Here is a 23,886-nt window from a genome sequence, read left to right on the forward strand (position 1 = left end):
CTCCCGCCCTCGACGGCGGGCGGCCTCAAAAAACAGAACCTTCCCTCCCGGTGAACGAAAGGCGGAGCCGTGGACTTTCTCCTGATCCAGGCCCTGAGTGGACTGGCCAGCGCCGCATCCCTGTTTCTGGTGGCTTCCGGCCTGTCGATCATCTTCGGCGTCACGCGTATCGTGAATTTCGCCCACGGCGCCTTCTACATGCTCGGCGCCTATGTGGCCTTCACCCTCACCGACCGCTTCGCCGGCCCGCTCGGCTTCTGGGGCGGGCTGCTGGTGGCGAGCCTGGTGGTGGCGGCGCTGGGCGCGCTGATGGAAATGGTGCTGCTGCGGCGCATCTATCAGGCGCCCGAGCTGTTCCAGCTCCTCGCCACCTTCGGCGTGACACTGATGGTGCAGGATCTGGTGGTGCTGATCTGGGGGCCTGATGACCTCATGGGCCCGCGCGCGCCCGGCCTCAGCGGCGCCTTCAGCCTGTTCGGCCGGCTCGTGCCCTCCTACGACATTCTGTTGATCCTGCTGGGGCCGGCGGTGCTGGGCCTGCTGTGGCTCCTGTTCCACCGCACCCGCTGGGGTGTGCTGGTGCGCGCCGCCACCCAGGATCGCGAGATGGTGGCCAGCCTGGGCGTGAACCAGAAGTGGCTATTCACCTCAGTGTTCGCCCTTGGCGTGTTCCTGGCCGCCCTCGGCGGCGCGCTACAGATCCCGCGCACCACCGTCACCCATTACATGGACCTGTCCATCATTGTGGAAGTGTTCGTGGTGGTGGTCATCGGCGGGCTCGGCTCGGTCACGGGCGCCTTTATCGCCGCCGTGCTGGTGTCGGAATTGAACGCGTTCGGCATCCTGGTGCTGCCGAAGATCTCCATGATCACCGTGTTCCTGGTGATGGCGGTGGTGCTGGTGGTGCGGCCCTGGGGCCTGTTCGGCAAGCCCGATGCGGCGCCGCGCGCCAGCGCCGGCATCTCGGTGCGCCCCTGGAAGCCGATGTCGGTGCTGGAGCGCTCCGGGGTGGCGCTGGTGGTGCTGCTGGCGGCGCTGCTGCCGTTGGTTTCCGGCAGCTATGCGCTGAGTGTCGGGTCGGAAATCCTGGTGTTCGTGCTGTTTGCCGCGAGCCTGCACTTCATGATGACGGTGGGCGGCCTCTCCTCCTTCGGCCACGCGGCCTATTTCGGGCTTGGCGCCTATGGGGCGGCGTTCGCCGTCACCTATTTCGGCGCGCCCATGGAGGCGGCGCTGCTGCTCGGTCCGCTGCTGGGCCTTGCGGGGGCGGTGCTGTTCGGCTGGTTCTGCGTGCGGCTCTCGGGCGTCTATTTCGCCATGCTCACCCTCGCCTTCGCCCAGATCACCTGGTCGGTGGCGTTCCAATGGGTGGAGGTGACGGGCGGCGACAACGGCATCCTCGGCATCTGGCCGTCGGCCTGGGCGTCGACCCCGCAAGGTTTCTACTGGCTCACCCTGGCGGTGGTGGTGGTGGGCGTCGCGCTGCTGCGGATGCTGGTGTTCTCGCCGTTCGGCTTCGGTCTGCGGGCGGCGCGCGACAGCGCCCTGCGCGCGGAGGCCATCGGCATCGACGGCAAGCGCACCCAGTGGGCCGCCTTCATGGTGGCGGGCACCTTCGCCGGCATTGCCGGGGCCCTGTTCGCCTTCCTGAAGGGCAGCGTGTTTCCGGAAACCCTGGCCATCCCCATGTCGGTGGACGGCCTCGTCATGGTGCTGCTCGGCGGTATCGAGACGGTGTCGGGCGCGGTGGTGGGCGCGGTGGTCTACAAGGCGCTCGCCATCTGGCTGATGAGCCAGACCGAGCTGTCGAAGCTGGTGCTCGGCGGCATCATCGTGCTGCTGGTGGTGGCCTTCCCGAAAGGCATCGTCGGCTTCCTGGAGGACTGGCGCCATCGCCGGCCCCCGGCGCCGAACGGGGCCGGACCCAAGGCCGCCGGCAAGGCGGCCACCGAGGCGGCGCCTGTCGGCATCGCAAAGCTGGAGGCGGCCCGATGAACGCGCTGCTTGAAGTGAAGGGGCTGGTGAAGTCCTATTCCGGGGTCCATGCCGTGCGCGGCGTGTCGTTCTCGCTCCAGGCGGGCGAGATTCTGGCGCTCATCGGCCCCAATGGCGCCGGCAAGAGCACCTGCTTCAACATGCTGAATGGGCAGATCCGCCCCAATGCGGGCTCCATCCGGCTCAACGGCGAGGAAATGGTGGGCCTGCCACCGCGCACGGTGTGGCGTCGCGGCGTGGGGCGGACCTTCCAGATCACCGCCACCTTCTCCTCCATGACGGTGCGGGAGAATGTGCAGGTGGCGCTCCTGTCCTATCACCGCCGGCTGTGGTCGGTGCTGGGTTATGCGGGCGCGGCCCATCGGGAGGAGGCCGACGACCTCCTGACCCTGGTGGGCATGGACCAGCAGGCGGAACGACCCTGCGGGGAGCTGGCCTATGGCGACCTGAAACGGCTCGAACTGGCGGTGGCGCTGGCCAACCAGCCGCGCCTGCTGCTGATGGACGAGCCCACTGCCGGCATGGCGCCCAAGGAGCGGGTGGAGCTGATGCGCCTCACCGCCGCCATCGCCCGCAAGAAGGACATGGGCGTGCTCTTCACCGAGCACGACATGGATGTGGTGTTCGAGCATGCCGACGCGGTGATGGTGCTGAACCGGGGCGAGTTGATCGCCCGCGGCTCGCCGCAGGAGGTGCGCCGCGATCCCCATGTGCAGGCCATCTATCTGGGCGAGGGCCTGCTCTACGATGCCAAGCACCGCGAGGAGGCCGTGCAATGAAGCTCGAAGTCTCGGGGCTCAACAGCTTCTACGGTCAGGCCCACATTCTGTTCGATGTGGCGTTCGAGGTCGGCGAGGGCGAGGTGGTGGCCCTGCTCGGCCGCAACGGCGCCGGCAAGAGCACCAGCTTCCGCTCGGTGGCGGGCCTCGTGCCCCAGCGCACCGGCAAGGTGGTGTTCGAGGGCGAGGACGTCTCGCGCCTGCCGCCTTACGAGATCGCGCGGCGCGGCCTGGGCTATGTGCCGGAAGACCGGCGCATCTTCACCGAGCTGACGGTGGAGGAGAATTTCGAGGTGGGCCGGCAAGAGCCGCGCCCCGGCGTCGCCACCTGGACGCCGGAGCGCATCTACAAGCTGTTCCCCAACCTCGGCGAGATGCGCAAGCGGGCCGGCGGCCACATGAGCGGCGGCGAGCAGCAGATGCTCACCATCGGCCGCACCCTCATGGGCAATCCGTCCCTGGTGCTGCTCGACGAGCCGTCCGAGGGCCTCGCGCCCAAGATCGTGGAGCAGATGGCGGAAGCCATCATGACCATGAAGCGGGAAGGGCTCAGCATCATCATCTCGGAGCAGAACCTGCATTTTGCAAAGCTGATCTCCGACCGCGCCTATATTATCGAGAAGGGTCGGATCCGATTCTCCGGGACCATGGGCGAGCTGGAGGCCAATCCCGAGATCCGGGATGCGTACTTGGCAGTATGAGCACACAGGACGGGGGAGCGGGACGGGTGAGCGCGAAGCCAGCTTCCGGGACCCGGCGCCGACGCACCAAGGCGCCGGCGCCCGCTTACATCCTTGAGACCCAGGCCGGCTTCATGCTGCGGCAGGTGATGCAGCGGCACACCACCATCTTTGCCGCCCGCATGGGGGAGGAACTGACCGCGACCCAATGGGCCGCGCTGTCCAAGCTGTTCGAGAACGGGCCTTGCTCGCAGAACCTGCTGGGGCGGCTGACGGCGATGGACGCCGCCACCATCAAGGGCGTGGTGGATCGCCTCGTGAAGCGCAGCCTGGTGGAAACCTGCCCCGATCCGGAGGACGGACGGCGCCTCGTGGTGGCGCTCACGGGGGAGGGCGCCGCACTGGTGGAGCGTTGCATCCCCATCGCCCACACCATCACGGATGAAACCCTCGCGCCGCTCGATGCACAGGAGCGGGCGACCTTCCTGGCGCTGCTGGACCGCTTGAAATAGCGGGGCGGCAGCCTACGCCATTGGCCCCGAGTCTTGACCAAAGGCCCATGCTTCAACCTCATGGGCCTTCGGCATCACCCCCGCGCCCGGAGTTCCCGGCGCAGAATCTTGCCGGTGGCGGTCATGGGCAGCTCTTCGGCGAAGGCCACCTGGCGCGGGTATTCGTGGGCCGACAGGCGGGCTTTCACATGCTCCTGTAGCTCGCTGGCCAGTTCCGGCGTGCCGCTGAAGCCGGGCTTCAGCACCAGCCATGCCTTCACCGCCTCGGTGCGCACCGGGTCCGGCACGCCCACCACCGCCGCCAGCGCCACCGCCGGATGCTTCAACAGGCAATCCTCGATCTCCCCCGGCCCGATGCGGTAGCCGGCGGAGGTGATGACATCGTCGGCCCGGCCCACATACCAGAGGTAGCCGTCTTCATCCTGGCGGCCGCGATCCCCGGTGAGGAGGACCTCGCCCGCATATTTCTGCGCGGTGGCCTCGGGGTTGCGCCAGTATTCCAGCATCATCACCGGATCACCCGCGCGGATGGCGATGTGGCCCTCTTCGCCCACGGGCAGCGCCACGCCTGCGTCATCCACGATGCGGACATCGTGGCCGGGCATGGGCTTGCCCATGGCGCCGGCGCGGATGGGGAAGAAATTGGAATTGGAGCCCACCACCAGGTTGCATTCCGTCTGGCCGTAGATCTCCCGCGCCTCCACGCCCAGCCGCTCGGCCACGAAGGCGCCGAGCTCCGCGCCCAGGCTCTCGCCGCCGGTGAGCAGCGAGCGCAGCTTCAGCGCGCGGGGCTTCACATCCGCCTGCCGCAGCAGCTTCAGGGCCGTGGGCGGCAGGAACACGTTGCGCACGCCGTGATCGGCCATCAGCGCCATGGCCGCTTCGGGGTCGAACTTCCGCGCGCGATGGGCCAGCACCGGCACGCCCAGGTGCAGGGTGGGGAACAGCACATCGAACAGGCCGCCGATCCAGGCCCAATCGGCGGGGGTCCAATGCAGGTCGCCGGGCTGGGGCATGCCCTGGTGGATCACCTGGAGGCACGGCAGGTGGCCGAGCAGAACCCGGTGGCCGTGCAGCGCGCCCTTGGGATTGCCCGTGGTGCCGGAGGTAAAGATGATGATGCCGGGATCGTCCGGCGTGGTGTCCACCGGCGTGAAGCGGTCGGAGGCGGCTGCCAGCGCTGCATCGAACAGCCGGGCGTGGCCGGCGCCCGGATCAGAGCCGATGACAAACACATGCTCCAGCTCCGGCAGGCGATCGCGCACCCGCTCCAGCTTGGCGAGGCCGGACAGGTCCGTCACCAGCGCCCGCGCGCCCGAGGCGGCAAGCCGGTATTCCAGCGCCTCGTCGCCGAACAGGGTGAAGAGCGGAACGGAGATCAGGCCCGCCTTGAACGCGCCGATATGGGCGATGGCGGTTTCCGGCGCCTGGGGCAGGAACACGGCCACCCGGTCGCCGCGCGCGAGCCCGCCGGCGACCAGCGCATTGGCGAAGCGGTTGGTGAGCGCCTTCAGCTCATCGAAGGAATAGGTGCGCGTGGCGCCGCTCTCTTCCACGAAGATCAGCGCGGGCTTGCCGGTGCCGTCGGCATGGGCGTCGGAACAGGCGACCCCCATGTTGTAGCGCTTGGGGATGTTCCAGGAGAAGGCGCGCCGAAGGGTTTCATAGCAGGGCGAGGCAGGCGACATCGGTTTCCTCCGCATGGCGCCATCTTGTCTCGCGCCCCGCCCGCCGGATTCCGGCGGACGGGGCGGGTGGGCGCCTTGGATGCGTTCAGGAAACGATCGAACGTTTTTTTCCGCGGCAGGTCAAGGGGGCGGAGCAGCAAACGGCGCCGGTGGAGGGCCGGCGCCGCGCATGCTGCACGCTGTCCGATCCGCGACCGCCGCGGCGGCACGCCTCAATAATAGGAGGCGATCTTCTCCACCTCGGCCTTCGAGCCGAACACCAGCGGGATGCGCTGGTGAATGTGGTGGGGCACGATGTCGAGGATGCGGGTCTTGCCGTCGGTGGCGGCGCCCTTGGCCTGCTCGGTGAGGAAGGCGACGGGGTTCGCCTCATAGATCAGCCGCAGCCGGCCGTTCTCATAGCCCTTGCGCTTGTCGGAGGGGTAGACGTAGACGCCGCCGCGGGTGAAGATGCGGAAGGCATCGGCCACCATGGAGCCCACCCAGCGCATGTTGAAGTCCTTGGCCCGCGGCCCGTCCTTGCCGGCGAGGCAATCGGCGATATAGGCCGCCATGGGGGCGTGCCACTGGCGCACGTTGGACTGGTTGACGCCATATTCCTTGGTCTCGGCGGGGATTTCCACCTGGTCGCGGGCCAGGAAGAAATCGGCCTTGTCCCGGTCGTAGACGAACACCTGGGTGCCCTCGCCCAGGGTGGAGACCAGGATGGTGGCCGGGCCATAGGCCAGGAAGCCGGCCGCCACCTGATGGCTGCCGGTGCGCATCACCGCCGCCGCCGGGTTGGCGTGGGCCGCCGCGTCATAGGGCAGGATGGAATAGATGGTGCCGACCGACACGTTGGTGTCGATGTTGGACGAGCCGTCGAGGGGATCCACCGCCACCACCAGCCGCCCGGATGTGTTCACGGGAATCAGCTCCTCGCTCTCCTCGGAGGCGAGAAAGGCGACCTCGGTGCCCTTCAGGGCCGTGACGATGCGTTCCTCGGCGATGACGTCGAGTTCCTTCTGCGCGTCGCCGCCGGCATTGGGATCGGTGCCGCGGATCTTGGCGAGCCCCTCTTCCAGCGGACCGCGCGCCACCAGATCGGCGATGCCGACCCCGGTGGTGGCGATGGTGCGCACCGCGCCGGCGACCGCTTTGCGGCCGGCGTCCGTTCCCGCCCAGCGGTCGAGATACGCCTGAAGGGTCACGATCTCACTCACCCTCATCTCCCTGACACAACCGGCGGGCCGTGCCGCCAGCGTCGTTATGGTCCAACGTCAGCTGAACGGCAAAGCCCTTGTCGCCGCGGCGAGCCGGGCGCTCACCGCCGGCGGATGATCTCGATGCCCACGTCGCCGAACACGCCGGTCACCGGCGCGCCGGGCTTGTGCACCACCACCCGCACCTGCTCCAGCAGGTGGAAATGGTCGAGCAGCCGGGTGGCGATGCGCTCCGCCAGGGTCTCGATGAGGCTCACGGGGTCGTCGTTCACCACCGCGCTCACATGCTCATAGACCTGCTGGTAGGAGATGGTGAGGGCCTCGTCGTCCGCCCAGGCGGCGGGGCGGGTATCAAGCCACCAGTCCACATCAATGACGAATCGCTGCCCCAGCTCCCGCTCGGCCGCGTGCACCCCGTGGCGGGCGAAGAAGGGCAAGGCGCGCAGGAACAGCCGGCCGGACTGCGCGGGCTTGCCGGCCGGCAGGTCATCGGCGGAAACGGCGGCGTCGGCCAGGATGTCGGGTTCGTCAGATGGTGTCATTCACGCCTCACGCGCGCAGCAGAACGCCGGATTGCGCGGACGCTCGACCGCAAGGGGGCAGCCCGCCGGCCCGGCCTGGTGGAGAGGCGGGCCGGAACCGGCTCGGGTGCCGCGCGCACCGTGGATTTCCTGTCTTCCTATTGTGTTCCGTGGGAGCTTTCAACGCATCATCGCCGCTGATGCACGCTGCACCGCACGCGGCGGGCCTTGCGGCGGTGCGCACCGGCGCCGCGCGGGCTTTGACTGAGGGCCGGTTGAGGGCAAGCGGGGGAGGGGGCTGGCGTTGCCGGCCGGCAAGGTGCGATCCTGCGCCGCGTCTTGCGGCGGGGGTGGGGTGAATGCAGCTTATTCCGGTCATCGATCTCAAGGGGGGCAGGGTGGTGCATGCCCGCCGGGGGGCGCGCGATACCTATGCGCCGCTGGAAAGCCCCCTGTGCGTCTCGCCGGCCCCGGCGGACGTGGCGGCCGGCCTGTTGTCCCTGGCGCCGTTCCGCACCCTTTATGTGGCCGATATCGATGCCATCACCGGCGCCGGGCACAATGCCGACGCCATCGCCGCATTGCGCCGCGCTGCGCCGGAGGTGGAACTGTGGGTGGATGCCGGCGAGACCACCGCCGAGGCGGTGCGCGCCCGCGCCATGGCCGGGCTGGGGGTGAGCGTGGCCGGCACCGAATCGCTGCCCGATGACGCGCGCGCCGCCGCGGTGCTGAAGGCCGGCGCCATCCTGTCCCTGGATCACGACGCCACCGGCCCCCTCGGCCCGCGCGCGCTGCACGAGAATGCGGCGCTGTGGCCGCCGCGCGTCATCGTGATGACCCTGGCCCGCGTCGGCTCCGGCGAAGGCCCGGACCTCGCCGCCCTCCACGCCATCCAGGCCCGCCGCCCCGACATCGCCCTTTTCGCCGCCGGCGGCGTGCGCGGTCCCGACGACCTCAACGCTTTGGCCACCGCCGGCACCGCCGGCGTCCTCGTCGCCACCGCCCTCCACGACGGCCGGATCAACGCCGCCTGCGCGCGGGGGTGGGGGGGAGGTTGAGCCGAAAGCGAATTTGGAAAGTTGGCTAATGCCGTCTAGCCTGTGCGGCTTCGCGAATACCCTTCGCTACCGTGGTCAGCGCCTCGTCCTGATTTTCCCAAGAGGTAACTGGTTTAGCGTCAGTGGGCAGCGCTTGCAGCTTGCCAAACGGCAGCTCGCTCCAGAGGCAATGGCGTAGAATGACGGGGATAACCGTTGCCTTTTTGGCCTCGTGCCGTTCGAGTACCTTTCCAAGTTCCTTCGTATAACAATAATCTGATGCAATAAAATCAGAAGAAATTAGCAAAAGCACAAGATCAGCTCTCGCAACCTGCGTTAGAATGGCCTTTTCCCATTCGTCGCCAGGCTTGATCTCCTGGTCGTGCCAATCGTCGATCAGGCCTAGGCGCTTGAGTGGCGCTAAATGCTTGAGTAGATCAGTTTTTAGCTTGGCGTCGACGTGACTGTAAGAAATAAATGCAGTGACTGGATGCTTCTTCGGTGCCTGAGCCGCTTCACCGGCCAGATCCGCAGCTCCGCCCATAAGTTCAAGCGATCCGCCAGCACCGCCTACCACTCCCTTGATGACGCCCGCATTGATCAACTGGCGACGGATTTTATCATAACGATCTTCCGACCAAGCCAACGTGTCCTTCAACGCCTTACTCGAAACCTTTTCCGGCGGGTCACCCGCCATATAGGTGAGTTGATCCAAAAAGATCTGTTCGTTTGTGCGTCGCGCCAACTGGCCCTCCCCGAATCCAAGATCACCAGAATATTTGATGGTAGAGCCGAGCACAAGTCCAGCTTAAAATACAAGTGTCTGCATCCTTCGCGCGCGCGATGAACCACCTTTGAATAGACGATGCGCGAGGAGGCCGCGTGTCGGCAGAGAACTCGCCCCCAATGGATCGACTTGGGGCGATGCATTGAATCTGCGCTGAAGCCCATCGTCTTTCTGCAGTTGCTTTGGTATCTGTCGTTCCCCCATCGCCCTCCTTACTCATTCTCTCTTTAAGTTGCTCATGCGCTGGCGATCTTAAAATACGAAAATCTATTCAGCATGTTGCCAAACGAGTTGCTACTCTCTCCACCAACCATGGCAGTTGGCATCGGTGAACATCAAGGCGAATGAGGCGGTGCTTCGCAAATGGTGAATTCTGACTGCGTACCGTGGGCCTCTACTTCAATGCCCGAACGTCTCCATTTCGCTTACGAAACGGATCCGCAATGGGCGCAGTGGCCGAACTGCGCTTCTTCTGACCCTCGCCCCTAGCGCCCAGATCTGCGACCTTCCAGGGAGCGCCATAGCACCATCCGCTAAGCCCCTAAGGACACGCCTGGCCTTCACGTCACCCGCACCGGCGCTGCCCGCCCCGGAACGGGCCGCCACTACGCCGGCAGGACGACCACCTTTGTTTTGACGGGCGTTCGCGCGTACAGGTCCAGCATGTCCTGGCTGAGGAGGCCGACACAGCCGCTGGTGACGCCGGTGCCGATGGATTCGGGGTCGCTGGTGGCGTAGATGGTGTAGAGCGTGTAGGTGCCGTTCTGGTAGAGATAGAGCGTGCGGGCGCCGAGGGGGTTGTCGAGGCCGCCGGGCATGCCGTTGGCGTATTTGGCCGCCTCGGGCTGGCGCTTGATCATTTCCTTGGGTGGGGTCCAGGTCGCCCATTCGCCCTTGCGCCCGACATAAGCATCGCCGCTCCACAGGAACCCGCTGCGGCCGACATTGGCGCCATAGCGGGTGGCGGAGCCCTCCTCCTCGATGCGGTAGACATAATAATTGCTGGGATCGACGATGATCGTGCCGGGCGCTTCCTTGGTTTCGTAGCGCACCGTGCGACGGTAATATTTGGGATTGACCTTGGCGACCTCGACCGCCGGGATCGGGAATTTCTCTGTGGGCACCGGCCCATAGAGCTTCTCCGCCTCCGCAAGGCTCATGCCGTCATATGTGCCGCAGCCGGCGAGCCCGAGCGTGCCGAGACCGATGGCCGAGCCGACCAGAAACGACCGGCGGCTGAGCGCCACCGACCGAAGCCCAGGCAATGCGACCTCGTCCATTTCGCCAGCCGCGGCGTTCCCACCGTCCATAATCATGATGTGGCCGTTTCCCATGTTGTGGTGCCCGACGAGAACATCCCCGGCCGCCACCTGCTGAGCCTCTTGCTGCGCGGAGATTGCCGCCACACGGCGCGGCTGGCAAGCCGGGCCTTCGTCGCGCCCGCCCGCCCTGGCCCCAGGGTCGGCCATCTTCGCGCGGCGGCGCGGTGCCCTGTCGCGCGGGCCGAGACAAAACATCCAGTTCACGGCATCCGCCCGGCCTGCTCTGGCCAAGAGTTGGGCTCTGGCCAAGAGTTGGGCTCTGGCCAAGAGTGGCCGGAAAGCGTTCGGGAATGGGGGCGACACCCTCCCGCGTCCCAGGTCGGTCCGCTTGGGTCATGTCGCCGCCGCGCTCGGGGTCCGCTCGCCCCGCCTTGACTCCCCCTCATTCCCGGTGTCTCTGCGCCCGCGATTTCAACCTGCCTTTAAAGCATCGGAGGGCCGCCCCATGGCTCATGGAACGAGCGACGCAATGAGCGATGGACCGCGTTTGACCTCTCGGACCGCCTTCATCTTTCCCGGACAGGGCAGCCAGGCCGTGGGCATGGGCAAGGCCCTTGCCGAGAATTTTCCCGCCGCCAAGGCCGTGTTCGACGCGGTGGATGAGGCCCTCGCCGCGCCTCTCAGCCGCATCATGTGGGAGGGGCCGGCCGAGACCTTGACCCTCACCGCCAATGCGCAGCCGGCCTTGATGGCGGTGTCGCTGGCCGCCTTGCGCGTGCTGGAGGCCGAGGCGGGGCTCGACCTTGCGCGGGAGGCCGCGTTCGTGGCCGGTCATTCGCTGGGCGAATATTCGGCGCTGGCGGCGGCTGGCGCGCTCACGGTGTCCGATGCGGCGCGCCTGCTGCGCATCCGCGGCCTCGCCATGCAGGAGGCGGTGCCGGTGGGCGAGGGGGCCATGGCGGCCCTGCTCGGCCTCGACTACGACCAGGCCGTGGCGGTGGCGGCGGAAGCCGCCGGCGACGATGTGTGCGAGGCGGCCAACGACAATGCCCCCGGACAGGTGGTGGTATCCGGCTCCAAGGCGGCGGTGGAACGGGCCATCGTCATCGCCAAGGCGAAGGGCGCCCTGAAGGCGGTTCTGCTGCCCGTGTCCGCGCCCTTCCATTGCCGGCTGATGGCGCCGGCCGCGCGGGCCATGGAGGTCGCCCTTGCCGGCGCCACGGTGAAGGCCCCGTGCGTGCCGCTGGTCTCCAATGTGCGGGCCGCCGCCGTGACCGACCCGGCGGACATCGTGCGCCTGCTGGTGGAACAGGTGACCGGCACCGTGCGCTGGCGCGAGAGCGTCGCTTATATGGCGGGCGCGGGCGTGAACCGCATGGTCGAGGTAGGCGCCGGCAAGGTGCTCTGCGGCCTTGTGAAGCGCGTCGACAAGGCGATCACCTCCACCAATGTCGGCACCCCGGAAGACGTGGCCGCCTTCATCGCCGCCCGCAACGCGGCGCCGGTGGCCTGAGACGGTTTAATCGTACCAAAGTACGGCCGGATCATGGGTTCGGACCGCTGGCGCGCGTTCGCGTCGCAGCGTCGTTTTTCCGCGCGTCCTGTCCCCTCCGGCTTGCGGAAACGGGACCGGCCGGCGCAAAAGGGGATCGAAGGCGGATCCGCCGGCAGGCCGCGCCCGCCGGCGCTCCGGGGCGTCGGCCGTTCGCGGCGCGCGGCGGAGCATTGGCGCCGAATCCATCCTTGCCGGCACGCCTGCCGGCCAACCCAACAGAGGACTGGGCTTTCATGTTCGATCTGACCGGCAAGACCGCGCTCGTCACCGGCGCCACCGGGGGTATCGGCGGCGCCATCGCCAAGGCGCTGCACGCCCAGGGCGCTACCGTGGCCGTCTCCGGCACCCGCCGCGAGGCGCTCGAGGCCCTGGCGGCCGAACTGGGCGGTGAGCGGGTGGCGGTTCTGCCCTGCAATCTCGGCAGCACTGAAGAGGTGGAAAAGCTGGTGCCCGCCGCCGAGGAGGCGTTGGGAGGCCATGTCGATATTCTTGTGAACAACGCCGGCATCACCCGCGACAACATTTTCATGCGCCTCTCCGACGAGGCCTGGGATCAGGTGATCGCGGTGAACCTCACGGCGGCGTTCCGGCTGTCGCGCGCGGCGGTGCGCACCATGATGCGGCGCCGTTCGGGTCGCATCATCTCGATTACCTCCATCGTCGGCGTCACTGGCAATGCGGGGCAGGGCAATTATGCCGCGGCCAAGGCGGGTATGATCGGCATGTCCAAGTCGCTGGCCCAGGAAGTGGCCTCGCGCGGGGTGACGGTGAACTGCATCGCCCCCGGTTTCATCGCCACGCCCATGACCGACGCGTTGAACGAAAAGCAGCGTGAGAGCATCCTCAAGGCGGTACCCGCGGCCAAGCTCGGCACGCCGGAAGATATCGCCGCCGCCTGCGTCTACCTGGCCTCCAATGAAGCCGCCTATGTGACGGGGCAGACCCTGCATGTGAACGGCGGAATGGCCATGATCTGAAATGCCGCGCCGCGGCGCCGCGCCCTCGCTGGTCAGGGCGTCGCGAGTATGGTACGAGCCGCTCAGCCGATTCCGGATCCGCAGGCGCCTCAAGGTGTCTGCGGTCCGTCACGCAACGTCAGGGGACATGCGGTGCGGCGCCATTTCGGCGGGCTTGATCGCCGGCGGCGCCAAACCCCATGTTCCGGATGTGGACGAGGGGGCTGGGCACGGCGGAGAAAAGGCATTATGCCCACCTCCAGCCGCCGAACGGCAACGGGATTATCCGAACAACGAGGGTTGCATCGATGAGTGACATCGCCGAGCGGGTGAAGAAGATCGTCGCCGAGCATTTGGGCGTCGAAGCTGAGAAGGTGACCGATGGTGCCTCCTTCATCGACGATCTCGGCGCCGACAGCCTCGACACCGTCGAGCTCGTGATGGCCTTTGAAGAGGCCTTCAACTGCGAGATCCCCGATGACGCCGCCGAGACCATCCTCACGGTGGGCGACGCCATCAAGTTCCTGGAGAAGAACGCGGCGTGAGTCGCGGCTGAGGTTCAGGTCGCGGTCGCGTGGCGCTGAGCGCCCGCGGCCGTTGTCGTCAGACGGCCCGCCGCGGTTGCGATGGCGGCGGGATCCGAAAGCAGGCGTGATGGGCACCATCTGTGGGGCCTGCAGCCATGGTGTTTGCACGCTTTTCGAGCGTCGGTCGGAGTTTTCCCCATGAGACGTGTCGTCGTCACCGGTCTCGGCATGGTGACGCCCCTCGGCTGCGGCGTGGAACCCACGTGGCGCCGCCTCCTCGCCGGCGAAAGCGGCGTGAAGGCCGTGACGCATTTCGATGTCTCCGACCTCGCGTGCAAGGTCGCGGCGAACGTTCCGCGTGGTGACGGCTCCGACGGGACCTACAATCCCGACCAGTGGATGGAGCCGAAGGAGCAGCGCAAGGTGGACGAGTTCATCGTCTTCGCCATGGCTGCCGCGTCCCAGGCCCTGGATGATGCCGGCTGGCATCCCTCGACCTACGAGGACCAGATCAACACCGGTGTGCTGATCGGCTCGGGCATCGGGGGAATCGAGGGCATCGCGGAAGCCTCCATCACCTTGAAGGAGCGCGGTCCGCGGCGCATTTCGCCGTTCTTCATTCCCGGCCGCCTCATCAATCTGGCGGGTGGTTACGTGTCCATCGCCCACGGGCTCAAGGGCCCGAACCACGCGGTCGTCACCGCTTGCTCCACCGGCGCCCATGCCATTGGCGACGCCGGCCGTCTGATCGCCCTCGGCGATGCGGATGTGATGGTGGCGGGCGGTACCGAATCGCCCATCAACCGTCTGGCTCTTGCCGGTTTTGCGGCCTGCAAGGCGCTGTGCACCGCGTTCAATGACGAGCCGGCGCGGGCATCGCGCCCCTATGACCGGGACCGCGACGGATTCGTCATGGGCGAAGGGGCCGGCGTGGTGGTGCTGGAAGAGCTGGAGCACGCCAAGGCGCGCGGGGCGCGGATCTATGCCGAGCTGGTGGGCTACGGCCTTTCCGGCGACGCATACCACATTACCGCGCCCTCGGCGGACGGCGACGGCGCCTACCGGTGCATGTCGGCGGCGCTGAAGCGGGCTGGCATTTCCGCCGATGAGGTGGACTATATCAACGCCCACGGCACGTCGACCATGGCCGACGAGATTGAGCTCAAGGCCGTGGAACGCGTGCTGGGGAATGCGGCGGGCAAGACCGCGATGTCCTCCACCAAATCGTCCATCGGCCATCTCCTGGGGGCGGCCGGTGCGGTGGAAGCCATCTTCTCGGTGCTGTCCATTCGCGACCAGATCGCGCCGGCGACTCTCAATCTGGAGAACCCGTCGGTGGACACGCCCATCGATTTGGTGCCGTTGAAGGCGCAGCCGCGCAAGATCGACACGGTGCTGTCCAATTCGTTTGGTTTTGGTGGCACCAACGCGTCGCTGGTCTTCCGGCGCTACGCGGCCTGAGGCGGATCCGCCGCGTCCATGTGGCGGACGCGGGAGCCCGGCCTCGGGTTGTAGGACGCCGCGCGTGGGAGGCCCGTGATGGAAACGCCTGAGACCAAAGCCCCAAAGGATGGCGTTGCGCCGACCTTTCACGTCGGCGGTCGGCGGGACAAGGGCAAGGCCCGGCGGCCGTCGCAGGCGGCGCGCCATCCGGCCGTGACCATTGGCAGCGGCATCTTCACCTTCCTGTTGTTCGCCTTACTGGGGGGCGGCTTGGCCGTCTGGTACGGCGAGCATGCCTATAACGGTCCCGGCCCCCTTGAAGCGGAGAAGACGGTTCTGATCCCGCGGGGCGCGGGCGTGCGCGACATGGCGGAAATCCTGGAGCGCGAAGGCATCATCGACAATTGGCTGGTCTTCATCGTCGGGCAGAAGGTGACCCGTCCGGAGGCCAGCATGAAGGCGGGCGAATACCTGTTCAAGCCGGGCCAGTCCATGGCGAGCGTGGCCGATGCCATCGCATCGGGCAAGGTGGTGGTGCATCAGGTCACCATTCCCGAGGGGCTGTCCAGCCAGCAGGTGGTGCAGCGCCTGATGGCCAACGACCTGTTGACGGGCACCCCGGTCGTGCCACTTGAGGGCACGCTGCTGCCCGAGACCTATCGGATTCATCGTGGCATGTCTCGCGACGAGGTCTTGAGGCAGATGGCCGATGCCCAGCAAAAGCTGGTGAAGGCTTTGTGGGAGAAGCGGGCGCCAGGCCTGCCCCTGAAGAACCCGCAGGAAATGATCATCCTCGCCTCCATCGTCGAGAAGGAGACCGGGGACGCGGACGAGCGCCCCAAGGTCGCGGCGGTGTTCATCAATCGGCTCAACAAGAAGATGCGGCTCCAGTCGGACCCGACCATCATCTATGGGCTGGTGGGCGGAAAGGGCTCCCTGGGGCGGCCGATCACCCGGTCTGACATTGTCACGCCCACCGCCTACAACACCTACGCGGTGGACGGGCTGCCGCCCGGGGCCATCGCCAATCCCGGACGTGAGGCGTTGGCGGCGGTGGCCGATCCGGCCCATACGAAGGATCTCTACTTCGTGGCCGATGGCACCGGCGGCCACGCGTTCGCGGAAACGCTGAACGATCACAACAGGAATGTTGCCCGCTGGCGGGCGATCGAGGCGGCGCAGCCCGGTTCTGCACCGCAGTCCGGTTCGGCCGCAGCTCCCCAAAGCGGTGCATCCCAGCCCGCCAACTGAAGAAGGCGCGCAGCCGGTGGCGGTTCGCGCGATCAGCCATGACCGAGCCTCCTCCCTCCTCGCCGGAGGCCCGCGCCTCCGTGCTCGCCAGCATGACCGCGTTTGCGCGCGCCTCCGGCTCGGACGGGCGCTGGCGGTTCAGTTGGGAAGTGCGCTCGGTCAACGGCAAGGGTCTTGATCTGCGCCTGCGGTTGCCGCCGGGCTGCGAGGATCTGGAAGCGGCGGTGCGCGCGCGCGCCGCGGCGATGCTGGTCCGCGGCTCGGTGTCCGCCACGCTGACCGCCACGCGGGAAGGCGAGGATGTGGCGATCCGCGTCAATGAGGCGGGACTCGAGAGCCTGATGCGCGCCGTGCGTCGCACGGCCGAGAAGCTGGACGCTCCGGCGCCGGGTCTTGATGCGCTGCTTGCGGTCAAGGGTATCATCGAGGTGGCGGAAGTGGAGGAAAGCGCGGAGGAGCGGCACGCGCGGTGCGACGCCTGCCTGGCCGCCTTCGACGTTGCGCTGGCCGAGCTTGTGGATATGCGCGAGCGCGAGGGGCGCGCGCTCCAGAGCATTCTGCTCGCGCGGCTTGATGCCATCAGCGCCCTGGTGGAGGGCGCCGAGCGACTGCCGGAGCGCATGGTCGAGACCATCCGCGCGCGGCTCGTCGAACAGGTGCGCGCGCTCTTGGACGCGGCGCCGCAGCTCGATCCGGAGCGACTCCACCAGGAGGCGGTGTTGATCGCCACCAAGGCGGATGTGCGCGAGGAACTGGATCGGCTCGCCGCCCATGTGGCCGCCGCGCGGGAATTGTTGCTGGCCGGTGGCCCGGTGGGCCGGCGGCTGGATTTCCTGGCCCAGGAGTTCAATCGCGAGGCCAACACCCTGTGTTCCAAGTCAAATGCGGTGGCGCTCACGCAGATCGGCCTTGACCTGAAGCTGCTGGTGGATCAGTTCCGCGAGCAGGTCCAGAATCTGGAGTGACCGCGGTGACCACGCCTTCCTCCATGTCCGCTCATTTCGCTTTGCCCGGATGGAAGCCCGGAACCGGTGCGGGCCTCGCCCGGCGCGGCCTGATGCTGGTGTTGTCGTCCCCGTCCGGGGCGGGCAAGACCACCTTGTCGCGTCGGCTGCTTGCAGCCGATTCGCGGATCACCATGTCGGTGTCCGTCACCACCCGCCCGCCGCGCCCTGGCGAGGTGGAGGGCAAGGACTATTTTTTCGTGGATGTCCCCACCTTCGAGCGCATGCGCAACGAGGGCGAGCTCCTGGAACACGCCGTGGTGTTCAATAACCTCTATGGCACGCCGCGTCGGGCCGTGGAGGAGGCGCTGTCGCAGGGGCGGGACGTCCTGTTCGACATCGACTGGCAGGGCACCCAGCAATTGGGCGAGAGCGCTCAGCAGGATCTGGTGAAAGTGTTCCTGCTGCCCCCCAGCGCGGCGGATCTTGAGCAGCGCCTGCGCACGCGCGCCCAGGATTCCGACGAGGTGGTGCACCAGCGCATGGCCAAGGCCTCGGACGAAATCAGCCACTATGATGAGTATGATTACATCCTCATCAACCGGGAGATTGACGACAGTCTCGCCAAGCTGCGCTCCATCCTGGAGGCGGAGCGGCTCAAGCGGCGGCGCCTGACTGGCCTGTCCACGTTCGTGAAGCAGCTGCGCGACGGGCTTTGACGCCGCGCGCGCCGGGTCCCGAGCGTACATGACGCAGGGGGGCTTTGAGCCGGGCGCCCAAAGTCCGCCGGAATGTTCGCGGAAGATGGAGCCATGAAACAGCTTCTCAACGTCTTTGGCGGTTTCGCCGGTCTCGCTGTGGCGGCCCTTGTGGGCTTTGCTCTGTTCACGCTCGTCGGTGGCCTCATCATCGTGGCCGGCGTGGTGGTGACGGCTTTGCTGCTCGGCGGGGGCATTTACGCCCTGGTCACAGGGCGTAAGAGCTTCAGCGTGCGCCGGGCGCGCTTCGAGGGGGTGCGCATCTTCGACCTGCGCACCGGGCGTCCCGTGGATACTCCGTTTGAGAACGACATGATCGACGTGACCCCGCCGAAGGGTCCCAAGGGCGGCTGACCCGGCGCGCCCGAGGGCCACGCGGGGCGCGTGGGCCGTAACCAGCCTGGGGCGCTGCTGCTTTTGCCCGATGGCTGATAGTCTGCCTCCATCGCCGAATCCCGGCGCGGGGAGGATGCGGCGTCAATGGTGCACGGGATCGATTTCGCCCACGTGTTTCTGGTGTGTCTCGCGCTCGCCTTCCTCACTGTCGTGATCCATATGTCGGGCGTGTTCCTCTTGCGCCGATGGATCCGGAAGATGCTGCGCAGCGGCAGTTTCAGCCATCATGTGATGCGGGAGACGTTTGTCGTGAGCGCTCTCGTCATTGGCCTGTGCGTGGTCCATTTGACCGAGGTTCTGGCCTGGGCCTGCGGCTATTTCGGCATCGGCGCGCTCTCTTCCTTTGACGATGCCGTCTATTTTTCCCTCACCACCTACACCACGGTGGGTCCCGACGGGCTGTCCATCGGCCGCGCCTATCGCGGGATCGCCGGCTTTGAATCCCTGCTCGGCCCGATGATGGTCGCGTGGTCCACCGCCTTCATGGTGCAATATGTGACGCGCGTCATCACCCCCGAACCCGACCCCCAGCACGATGCGCCGGCGCACGGGGCCGCCGATCGCGCGCGCGCGGGCTGAGCTGCTCCGCGATCGCGCGCCGAAACGCAATGTTCGGCATAAGAAGATAAAGTATAGAAACATTATGTAAATTGCATCGGTCTGTGGGACATGCCACAGAGTCGCCAGGGTGCCCCAGCGGAGCGGGATCGAGCGCGGATGCGGTTATGGACTGCGGCGCGCGCCTGCTGAACAGATGGCGCCAAGAGGCGTGCCCTTGCGATGATCTATTCCAAGCTCAACCATTTCATCTTCTTGAAGACCCGTAAAACGGGCGGCACCAGTGTGGAACTCGCCTTGCGCGGCATCTGTGGCCCGCGGGACATCATTACCCCGGTGGACGAGCAGGGGCCTTCGAGCGTCACCGAGCAGAACTACATGATGCGGCGCCGCGACTGGCGCCTGAAGAACCGCGTCCGCTGGAGCCTTGGCTTTCGCGCGCCGCGCTTCAGCCCCTTCATTCCCATTCCCGACCACATTCACGCGGCCGACCTGCGGCGCCTTGTGGGGGCCAAGGCATTCGATGGCGCCTATCGCTTCTCCATCGAGCGCAATCCCTGGGATCGGCAGGTGTCGAACTATTTCTGGCAAATCCGGTCGCTCCCGGAGGAGCGGAAGCCGTCGTTCGCGGACTGGCTCGCATCCGACGATCCCGAGCTGAAGGTGGATAACTGGCGGATCTATGCCATTGACGACCGGCTCGCGGTGCACCGCGTGCTGCGCTACGAGCATCTGGCCGACGATCTGGCTCAGCTCGCCCGCGAGCGGGGATGGGCGCTGCCTCCACTGCCCCGTGCCAAGGGCCATTTGCGGCCGCAGGGCGGCTATCGCGAGTATTACACGCCGCAGACGCGGGACCTCGTGGCGTCCTGGTATCGCCATGAGATCGAGGTCTTCGACTATGATTTCTGAGGATCGCGGCGGGTGACGGGTCAAAGAAAAGGGCCGGTGGCGGGATGCCACCGGCCCTTTTCGCATGCGTTTGGCCGGTGCTCAGACCGAGGTCGGATAGTTCGGGCTCTCGCGGGTGATGAGCACGTCGTGCACATGGCTCTCGCGCAGGCCGGCCGAGGAAATGCGCACGAAGCGCGCCTTCTCGCGGAACTCCTGGAGGTCGCGCCCGCCCACATAGCCCATGGCGGCGCGCAGGCCACCGGCGAGCTGGTGCAGCACCGCGCCCACCGGACCCTTGTAGGCCACCTGGCCCTCGATGCCTTCCGGCACCAGCTTCAGGGTGTCGCGCACTTCCGCTTGGAAGTAGCGGTCGGCCGAGCCGCGCGCCATGGCACCCACCGATCCCATGCCGCGATAGGCCTTGTAGGAGCGGCCCTGGTAGAGAAACACCTCGCCGGGGCTCTCGTCGGTGCCGGCCAGCAGCGAGCCCACCATGGCGGCGGATGCGCCCGCCGCCAGCGCCTTGGCGAGGTCGCCGGAATACTTGATGCCGCCGTCGGCCACGATCGGCGTGCCGGTGGCATAGGCGGCTTCCACGGCGTCCATCACGGCGGTGAGCTGGGGCACGCCCACGCCCGCCACGATGCGGGTGGTGCAGATGGAGCCCGGCCCGATGCCCACCTTCACCGCGTCGGCGCCGGCATCGATGAGGGCCTTGGCGCCATCGGCGGTGGCGATGTTGCCGGCGAGGATCTGGGTGGTATTGGAGAGGCGCTTGATGCGGCTGACCTGATCCAGGACCTTCTTGGAATGGCCGTGGGCGGTATCCACCACCACCAGGTCCACGCCCGCGTCGATCAGGCGCTCGGTGCGCTCGAAGCCGTCGGCGCCGACCGTGGTGGCGGCGGCGACCCTGAGGCGGCCCTGCTCGTCCTTGGCGGCGCTGGGATAGGCCACCGCCTTCTCGATGTCCTTCACCGTGATGAGGCCGACGCAGCGATAATCGGCATCCACCACCAGCAGCTTCTCGATGCGGTTCTGGTGGAGCAGGCGCTTGGCGTCGTCCTGGGTCACCTCGCCCTCGCGGACGGTGATGAGGTTCTCCTTGGTCATCAATTCGGACACGCGCTGATCCGGATTATGAGCAAAGCGCACGTCACGGTTGGTGAGCACGCCCACGAGCCGGCCGGGCAGGCTGCCGGTGGTGCGCTCCACCACCGGAATGCCGGAGATGGCGTAGCGCTTCATCAAGGTGAGGGCGTCGGAAAGGGTCTCGTCCGGGTGGATGGTGACCGGGTTCACCACCATGCCCGACTCATACTTCTTGACGATCTTGACCTGCTCGGCCTGAAGCTCCGGCGTGAGATTGCGGTGGATCACGCCGATGCCGCCGGCCTGGGCCATGGCGATGGCGAGGCGGGCTTCCGTCACCGTATCCATGGCGGCGGAGATGATGGGCAAATTGAGGGTGATGGACTTGGTGAGCTTGGTCACCGTGTCCACTTCGCCGGGCATCACCTCGGAGGCGCCGGGGGTCAGCAGCACGTCGTCGAACGTGAGCGCTTCGCGGAAGCGGTCCGAACGAGCGGCGGACGAGAGGGGTGCGGAAGAGAGGGGCGCAGTCATGGCCAACTCCTGTTGGCGACGCCCGGAATGCGCGTCGCGGCGACTTCGGTCGGAACGGTCGGTCGCGACGATTGTCGTCCCGGCCCCCATTTCGAGTTGGCAGTGGCCGATACCATGGGTGCGCGACGAAAAGAAGACCTGACGCGCAGAGTTTTCGCGCAATTGGGCCATGCGTCCCGCACATGCGTCCCGCACCGGCGTGGCGATTCCGCAGCGTCATGCGGTCTCGAGCCGCCGGGGCAAGTGTAGGCATGATTCCGGGGGAATGTCTCAGCGGGTGATCTGGATCAGGGTATTCTGCGGCCCGTAGCTCTGGATCAGGCCATAGAGGGTGGCGGCGTTGCCAGGGTGCAGCCGGATGCAGCCGTGGGAGGCCGGCGCGCCGAGCTGGTTGACCGCGTAGCTGCCGTGGATGGCGTATCCGCCCCGGAAGAACACCGCATGGGGCATGGGCGAGTTGTAATATTTCTTGGAATAGTAGCTGCGGTAGAGCCGCTGCGGCCGATAGGTGCCGGTCGGGGTGACATAGCCGCGCCGGGCAGTGGAGACAGGCCAATTGTAACGCGGCACTCCGTTCACCGAGACCGTCATGCGCTGGCTGGAGAGATCGACGCGGGCCACCACGCCCGCCTGTGCGATGACGGTGCAGAGCACCCACAGAAGGGGCGCAGCCCAGACGAGCGCGACAGCTCGCCGGATTGTGCCGCGCGCCGCCTGGCGGCGCGCCCCATGGTTTTCCGCGTGGGGCCGCGCTCTCGTCGCCGATACCCCCATGGTCTTCTCCTCCGTGACACATAGTGGCACGGCAGGGGTGCAACGCAAGCGCGAACGGCGGGTGCTTTGCTCCCGCCGAGGGGTGGAGGCGGCGGACCGCACGCCGTTATGTCCGGTTCACGTCCGGTCGGCCTTGCAGCGGCGCCGCCGGTCGTGCACTTGAGGTGGCTGGGGACGCCATCGGCGGAGGTCGAGCCATGTTGATGATGCTGCTGGGGTTGGTCGTCTTCATCGGGATCCATGTGGTCGCGAGCCTGCGGGGGCTGAGGGCGCAGCTCATCGCGTCCGTGGGGGAGGGGGCGTACAAGGGCTTCTTCTCGCTGCTCGCGGCGAGCGGCCTGCTGCTGACGGTCTATGGCTTCGTGCTGTGGCGCGCGTCGGGCTCCGCCCACATCTGGACCCCGCCCCTCGGCCTGAGGCATGTGACGCTGCTCCTGATGCTGCTCGCCTCGATCGCGGCGGTGGCGGCCTATGTGCCGAGCCACCTGCGCACATGGCTGAAGCATCCGCTGCTGGTGGCGGTGAAGACCTGGGCCTTCGCCCATCTGCTGGCGAACGGCGATGCCGCCTCCATGGTGTTGTTCGGCGCGGTGCTGGCGTGGGCGGTCTATGACCGCATCGCCCTGAAGCGGCGCGGTGCCCCGGTGCCCCCGGCTCCGGCGGGCTGGGTGGGGGATGCCCTTGCGGTCGGCGGCGGGGTGGTGCTCTATGCGCTCCTCGCCTTCGTGTTCCATCCCCATGTGATCGGGGTGCCCGTCATGTGACCGGGCCGGGAGCCGGCCGGAGCGGGCACAAGGCGAAGGTGCTCAGGCCAAAATCGAGAGCCACGTCAAAAAAGCTAGAGGAACGTCATGTCCAGCCAGGCAGACAGCCGCCGCATCACCGCGCCGGAAATCCAGGCCCGCAAGGGGGGCGAGCCGATCGTATCGCTGACCTCCTACCACGCCCACACCGCGCGCCTGCTGGACCGCCATGTGGACGTGATTCTGGTGGGCGACAGCCTCGGCATGGTGATGCACGGGCTGGAAACCACCGTTCCGGTCACGGTGGAGATGATGATTGTGCACGGCCGTGCCGTGGTGCGCGGCACCAAGCGGGCGCTCGTCACCGTGGACCTGCCGTTCGGCAGCTACGAGGCGAGCCCCACCGAGGCGTTCCACACCGCCGCGCGGGTGCTGAAGGAGACCGGCGCCGGCGCGGTGAAGCTTGAGGGCGGCCGCCGCATGGCCGAGACCGTGCGCTTCCTGGTGGATCGCGGCGTGCCGGTGATGGGCCATGTGGGCCTGACCCCCCAGGCGATCAACACCTTGGGCTCGTTCAAGGCGCGCGGGCGGGACGATGTCGAGGCGTCGGTCATTCTCGATGACGCGCGCGCCGTCGCGGATGCCGGGGCTTTCGCCATCGTGCTTGAGGCCATTGCCGAGCCGCTGGCGCGGCGCATCACGGAAGAAGTGGCGCCGCCCACCATCGGCATCGGCGGTTCGGCCGCCTGCGACGGGCAGATCCTGGTGCTGGAGGACATGCTGGGCCTTGGCGACCGGGTGCCCAAGTTCGTGAAGAAGTATGCCAACATGGGTCCGGAGATCGAAAAGGCCGTGGCCACCTACGCGGACGAGGTGCGCGCGCGCGCGTTCCCCGGTCCGGAACACGTCTACGCGCCGCGCCTCGTGCAGAAGGCCAAGGCCTCCTGATCCGCTTCGGGGGGTGACCAGGGCGGGGCACGTCCCGGCCCTTTGTCTTG

Annotated in this window: 24 protein-coding genes; 17 read left to right on the plus strand and 7 right to left on the minus strand. The window is 67.2% G+C overall.

Going from position 1 to position 23,886, the window contains the following annotated elements; all coding sequences use genetic code 11:
- Positions 1–69: 69 nt before the first annotated feature.
- The 4 genes from HUW53_RS00880 to HUW53_RS00895 are packed head-to-tail and all read left to right on the plus strand — an operon-like array spanning position 70 to position 3,966.
- The gene (locus tag HUW53_RS00880; protein WP_237343846.1) at positions 70–1,995 is read left to right on the plus strand and encodes an ABC transporter permease; all 1,926 of its coding nucleotides are present in this window, start codon (positions 70–72) and stop codon (positions 1,993–1,995) included.
- Complete coding sequence (locus tag HUW53_RS00885; RefSeq protein ID WP_237343847.1) at positions 1,992–2,774, plus strand: ABC transporter ATP-binding protein; 783 nt, start codon at positions 1,992–1,994, stop codon at positions 2,772–2,774. The genes HUW53_RS00880 and HUW53_RS00885 overlap by 4 nt, the downstream gene beginning before the upstream one ends.
- Positions 2,771–3,475 carry an ABC transporter ATP-binding protein gene (locus tag HUW53_RS00890; RefSeq protein ID WP_237343848.1) on the plus strand — a complete coding sequence of 235 codons (705 nt, stop codon included), beginning with the start codon at positions 2,771–2,773 and terminating at the stop codon, positions 3,473–3,475. The genes HUW53_RS00885 and HUW53_RS00890 overlap by 4 nt, the downstream gene beginning before the upstream one ends.
- Positions 3,472–3,966: a MarR family winged helix-turn-helix transcriptional regulator gene (locus tag HUW53_RS00895; RefSeq protein WP_370877821.1), complete on the plus strand. Its 495-nt coding sequence runs from the start codon at positions 3,472–3,474 to the stop codon at positions 3,964–3,966. The genes HUW53_RS00890 and HUW53_RS00895 overlap by 4 nt, the downstream gene beginning before the upstream one ends.
- A 74-nt stretch (positions 3,967–4,040) precedes the next feature.
- Here HUW53_RS00895 and HUW53_RS00900 read toward each other — a convergent pair whose 3' ends face one another.
- The 3 genes from HUW53_RS00900 to folB form a co-directional block, all read right to left on the minus strand.
- Complete coding sequence (locus HUW53_RS00900; RefSeq protein ID WP_237343849.1) at positions 4,041–5,654, minus strand: acyl-CoA synthetase; 1,614 nt, start codon at positions 5,652–5,654, stop codon at positions 4,041–4,043.
- A gap of 212 nt (positions 5,655–5,866) precedes the next feature.
- Positions 5,867–6,862 (minus strand): class 1 fructose-bisphosphatase, encoded by a 996-nt coding sequence (locus HUW53_RS00905; protein ID WP_237343850.1) that lies wholly within the window; start codon positions 6,860–6,862, stop codon positions 5,867–5,869.
- Between the two features lie 95 nt (positions 6,863–6,957).
- Positions 6,958–7,398 carry a dihydroneopterin aldolase gene (gene folB / locus HUW53_RS00910; RefSeq protein WP_237343851.1) on the minus strand — a complete coding sequence of 147 codons (441 nt, stop codon included), beginning with the start codon at positions 7,396–7,398 and terminating at the stop codon, positions 6,958–6,960.
- A gap of 338 nt (positions 7,399–7,736) precedes the next feature.
- Between folB and HUW53_RS00915 the strand changes: the two genes are divergently transcribed.
- On the plus strand, positions 7,737–8,435 hold the full coding sequence (locus HUW53_RS00915) for a HisA/HisF-related TIM barrel protein (protein WP_237343852.1): 699 nt from the start codon (positions 7,737–7,739) through the stop codon (positions 8,433–8,435).
- Between the two features lie 25 nt (positions 8,436–8,460).
- Here HUW53_RS00915 and HUW53_RS00920 read toward each other — a convergent pair whose 3' ends face one another.
- Positions 8,461–9,159: a toll/interleukin-1 receptor domain-containing protein gene (locus HUW53_RS00920; RefSeq protein ID WP_237343853.1), complete on the minus strand. Its 699-nt coding sequence runs from the start codon at positions 9,157–9,159 to the stop codon at positions 8,461–8,463.
- A gap of 647 nt (positions 9,160–9,806) precedes the next feature.
- Complete coding sequence (locus HUW53_RS00925) at positions 9,807–10,517, minus strand: L,D-transpeptidase (RefSeq protein ID WP_237343925.1); 711 nt, start codon at positions 10,515–10,517, stop codon at positions 9,807–9,809.
- Between the two features lie 475 nt (positions 10,518–10,992).
- On the opposite strand from HUW53_RS00925, the gene fabD reads away from it, so the two are divergent.
- From fabD to HUW53_RS00975, 10 genes are all read left to right on the plus strand, one after another.
- Positions 10,993–11,976 (plus strand): ACP S-malonyltransferase, encoded by a 984-nt coding sequence (gene fabD / locus HUW53_RS00930; RefSeq protein WP_237343854.1) that lies wholly within the window; start codon positions 10,993–10,995, stop codon positions 11,974–11,976.
- A gap of 275 nt (positions 11,977–12,251) precedes the next feature.
- Positions 12,252–12,995: a 3-oxoacyl-[acyl-carrier-protein] reductase gene (fabG, locus tag HUW53_RS00935; RefSeq protein WP_237343855.1), complete on the plus strand. Its 744-nt coding sequence runs from the start codon at positions 12,252–12,254 to the stop codon at positions 12,993–12,995.
- Between the two features lie 287 nt (positions 12,996–13,282).
- A complete protein-coding gene (locus HUW53_RS00940; protein WP_237343856.1) occupies positions 13,283–13,519 on the plus strand; it encodes an acyl carrier protein in 237 nt (78 codons plus the stop codon).
- 180 nt (positions 13,520–13,699) lie between these two features.
- Entirely contained in the window at positions 13,700–14,962 is a 1,263-nt protein-coding gene (gene fabF / locus HUW53_RS00945) for a beta-ketoacyl-ACP synthase II (protein WP_237343857.1), read from the plus strand.
- 78 nt (positions 14,963–15,040) lie between these two features.
- Positions 15,041–16,195: an endolytic transglycosylase MltG gene (gene mltG, locus HUW53_RS00950; protein WP_237343858.1), complete on the plus strand. Its 1,155-nt coding sequence runs from the start codon at positions 15,041–15,043 to the stop codon at positions 16,193–16,195.
- A 38-nt stretch (positions 16,196–16,233) separates the two neighbouring features.
- Positions 16,234–17,160 carry a YicC/YloC family endoribonuclease gene (locus HUW53_RS00955; protein WP_237343859.1) on the plus strand — a complete coding sequence of 309 codons (927 nt, stop codon included), beginning with the start codon at positions 16,234–16,236 and terminating at the stop codon, positions 17,158–17,160.
- 23 nt (positions 17,161–17,183) lie between these two features.
- Complete coding sequence (gene gmk, locus HUW53_RS00960; RefSeq protein WP_237343926.1) at positions 17,184–17,858, plus strand: guanylate kinase; 675 nt, start codon at positions 17,184–17,186, stop codon at positions 17,856–17,858.
- A gap of 93 nt (positions 17,859–17,951) precedes the next feature.
- Entirely contained in the window at positions 17,952–18,251 is a 300-nt protein-coding gene (locus tag HUW53_RS00965; RefSeq protein ID WP_237343860.1) for a hypothetical protein, read from the plus strand.
- A 126-nt stretch (positions 18,252–18,377) separates the two neighbouring features.
- Positions 18,378–18,872, plus strand: coding sequence for an ion channel (locus HUW53_RS00970; RefSeq protein ID WP_237343861.1), 495 nt, complete (start codon positions 18,378–18,380; stop codon positions 18,870–18,872).
- 201 nt (positions 18,873–19,073) lie between these two features.
- A complete protein-coding gene (locus HUW53_RS00975) occupies positions 19,074–19,763 on the plus strand; it encodes a sulfotransferase family protein (protein ID WP_237343862.1) in 690 nt (229 codons plus the stop codon).
- Positions 19,764–19,844: 81 nt separating this feature from the next.
- Here HUW53_RS00975 and guaB read toward each other — a convergent pair whose 3' ends face one another.
- Both guaB and HUW53_RS00985 read right to left on the minus strand, forming a co-directional pair.
- A complete protein-coding gene (gene guaB / locus HUW53_RS00980; RefSeq protein ID WP_237343863.1) occupies positions 19,845–21,371 on the minus strand; it encodes an IMP dehydrogenase in 1,527 nt (508 codons plus the stop codon).
- Positions 21,372–21,641: 270 nt separating this feature from the next.
- Positions 21,642–22,145, minus strand: a complete 504-nt coding sequence (locus HUW53_RS00985; protein ID WP_237343864.1) for a L,D-transpeptidase — start codon at positions 22,143–22,145, stop codon at positions 21,642–21,644.
- A gap of 197 nt (positions 22,146–22,342) precedes the next feature.
- On the opposite strand from HUW53_RS00985, the gene HUW53_RS00990 reads away from it, so the two are divergent.
- Positions 22,343–22,909 (plus strand): NnrU family protein, encoded by a 567-nt coding sequence (locus HUW53_RS00990; RefSeq protein ID WP_237343865.1) that lies wholly within the window; start codon positions 22,343–22,345, stop codon positions 22,907–22,909.
- Between the two features lie 87 nt (positions 22,910–22,996).
- A complete protein-coding gene (gene panB, locus HUW53_RS00995) occupies positions 22,997–23,836 on the plus strand; it encodes a 3-methyl-2-oxobutanoate hydroxymethyltransferase (RefSeq protein WP_237343866.1) in 840 nt (279 codons plus the stop codon).
- Positions 23,837–23,886: the final 50 nt, after the last annotated feature.

It is taken from the genome of Xanthobacter agilis (assembly GCF_021730435.1).
Taxonomy (GTDB): Bacteria; Pseudomonadota; Alphaproteobacteria; order Rhizobiales; family Xanthobacteraceae; genus Xanthobacter; species Xanthobacter agilis.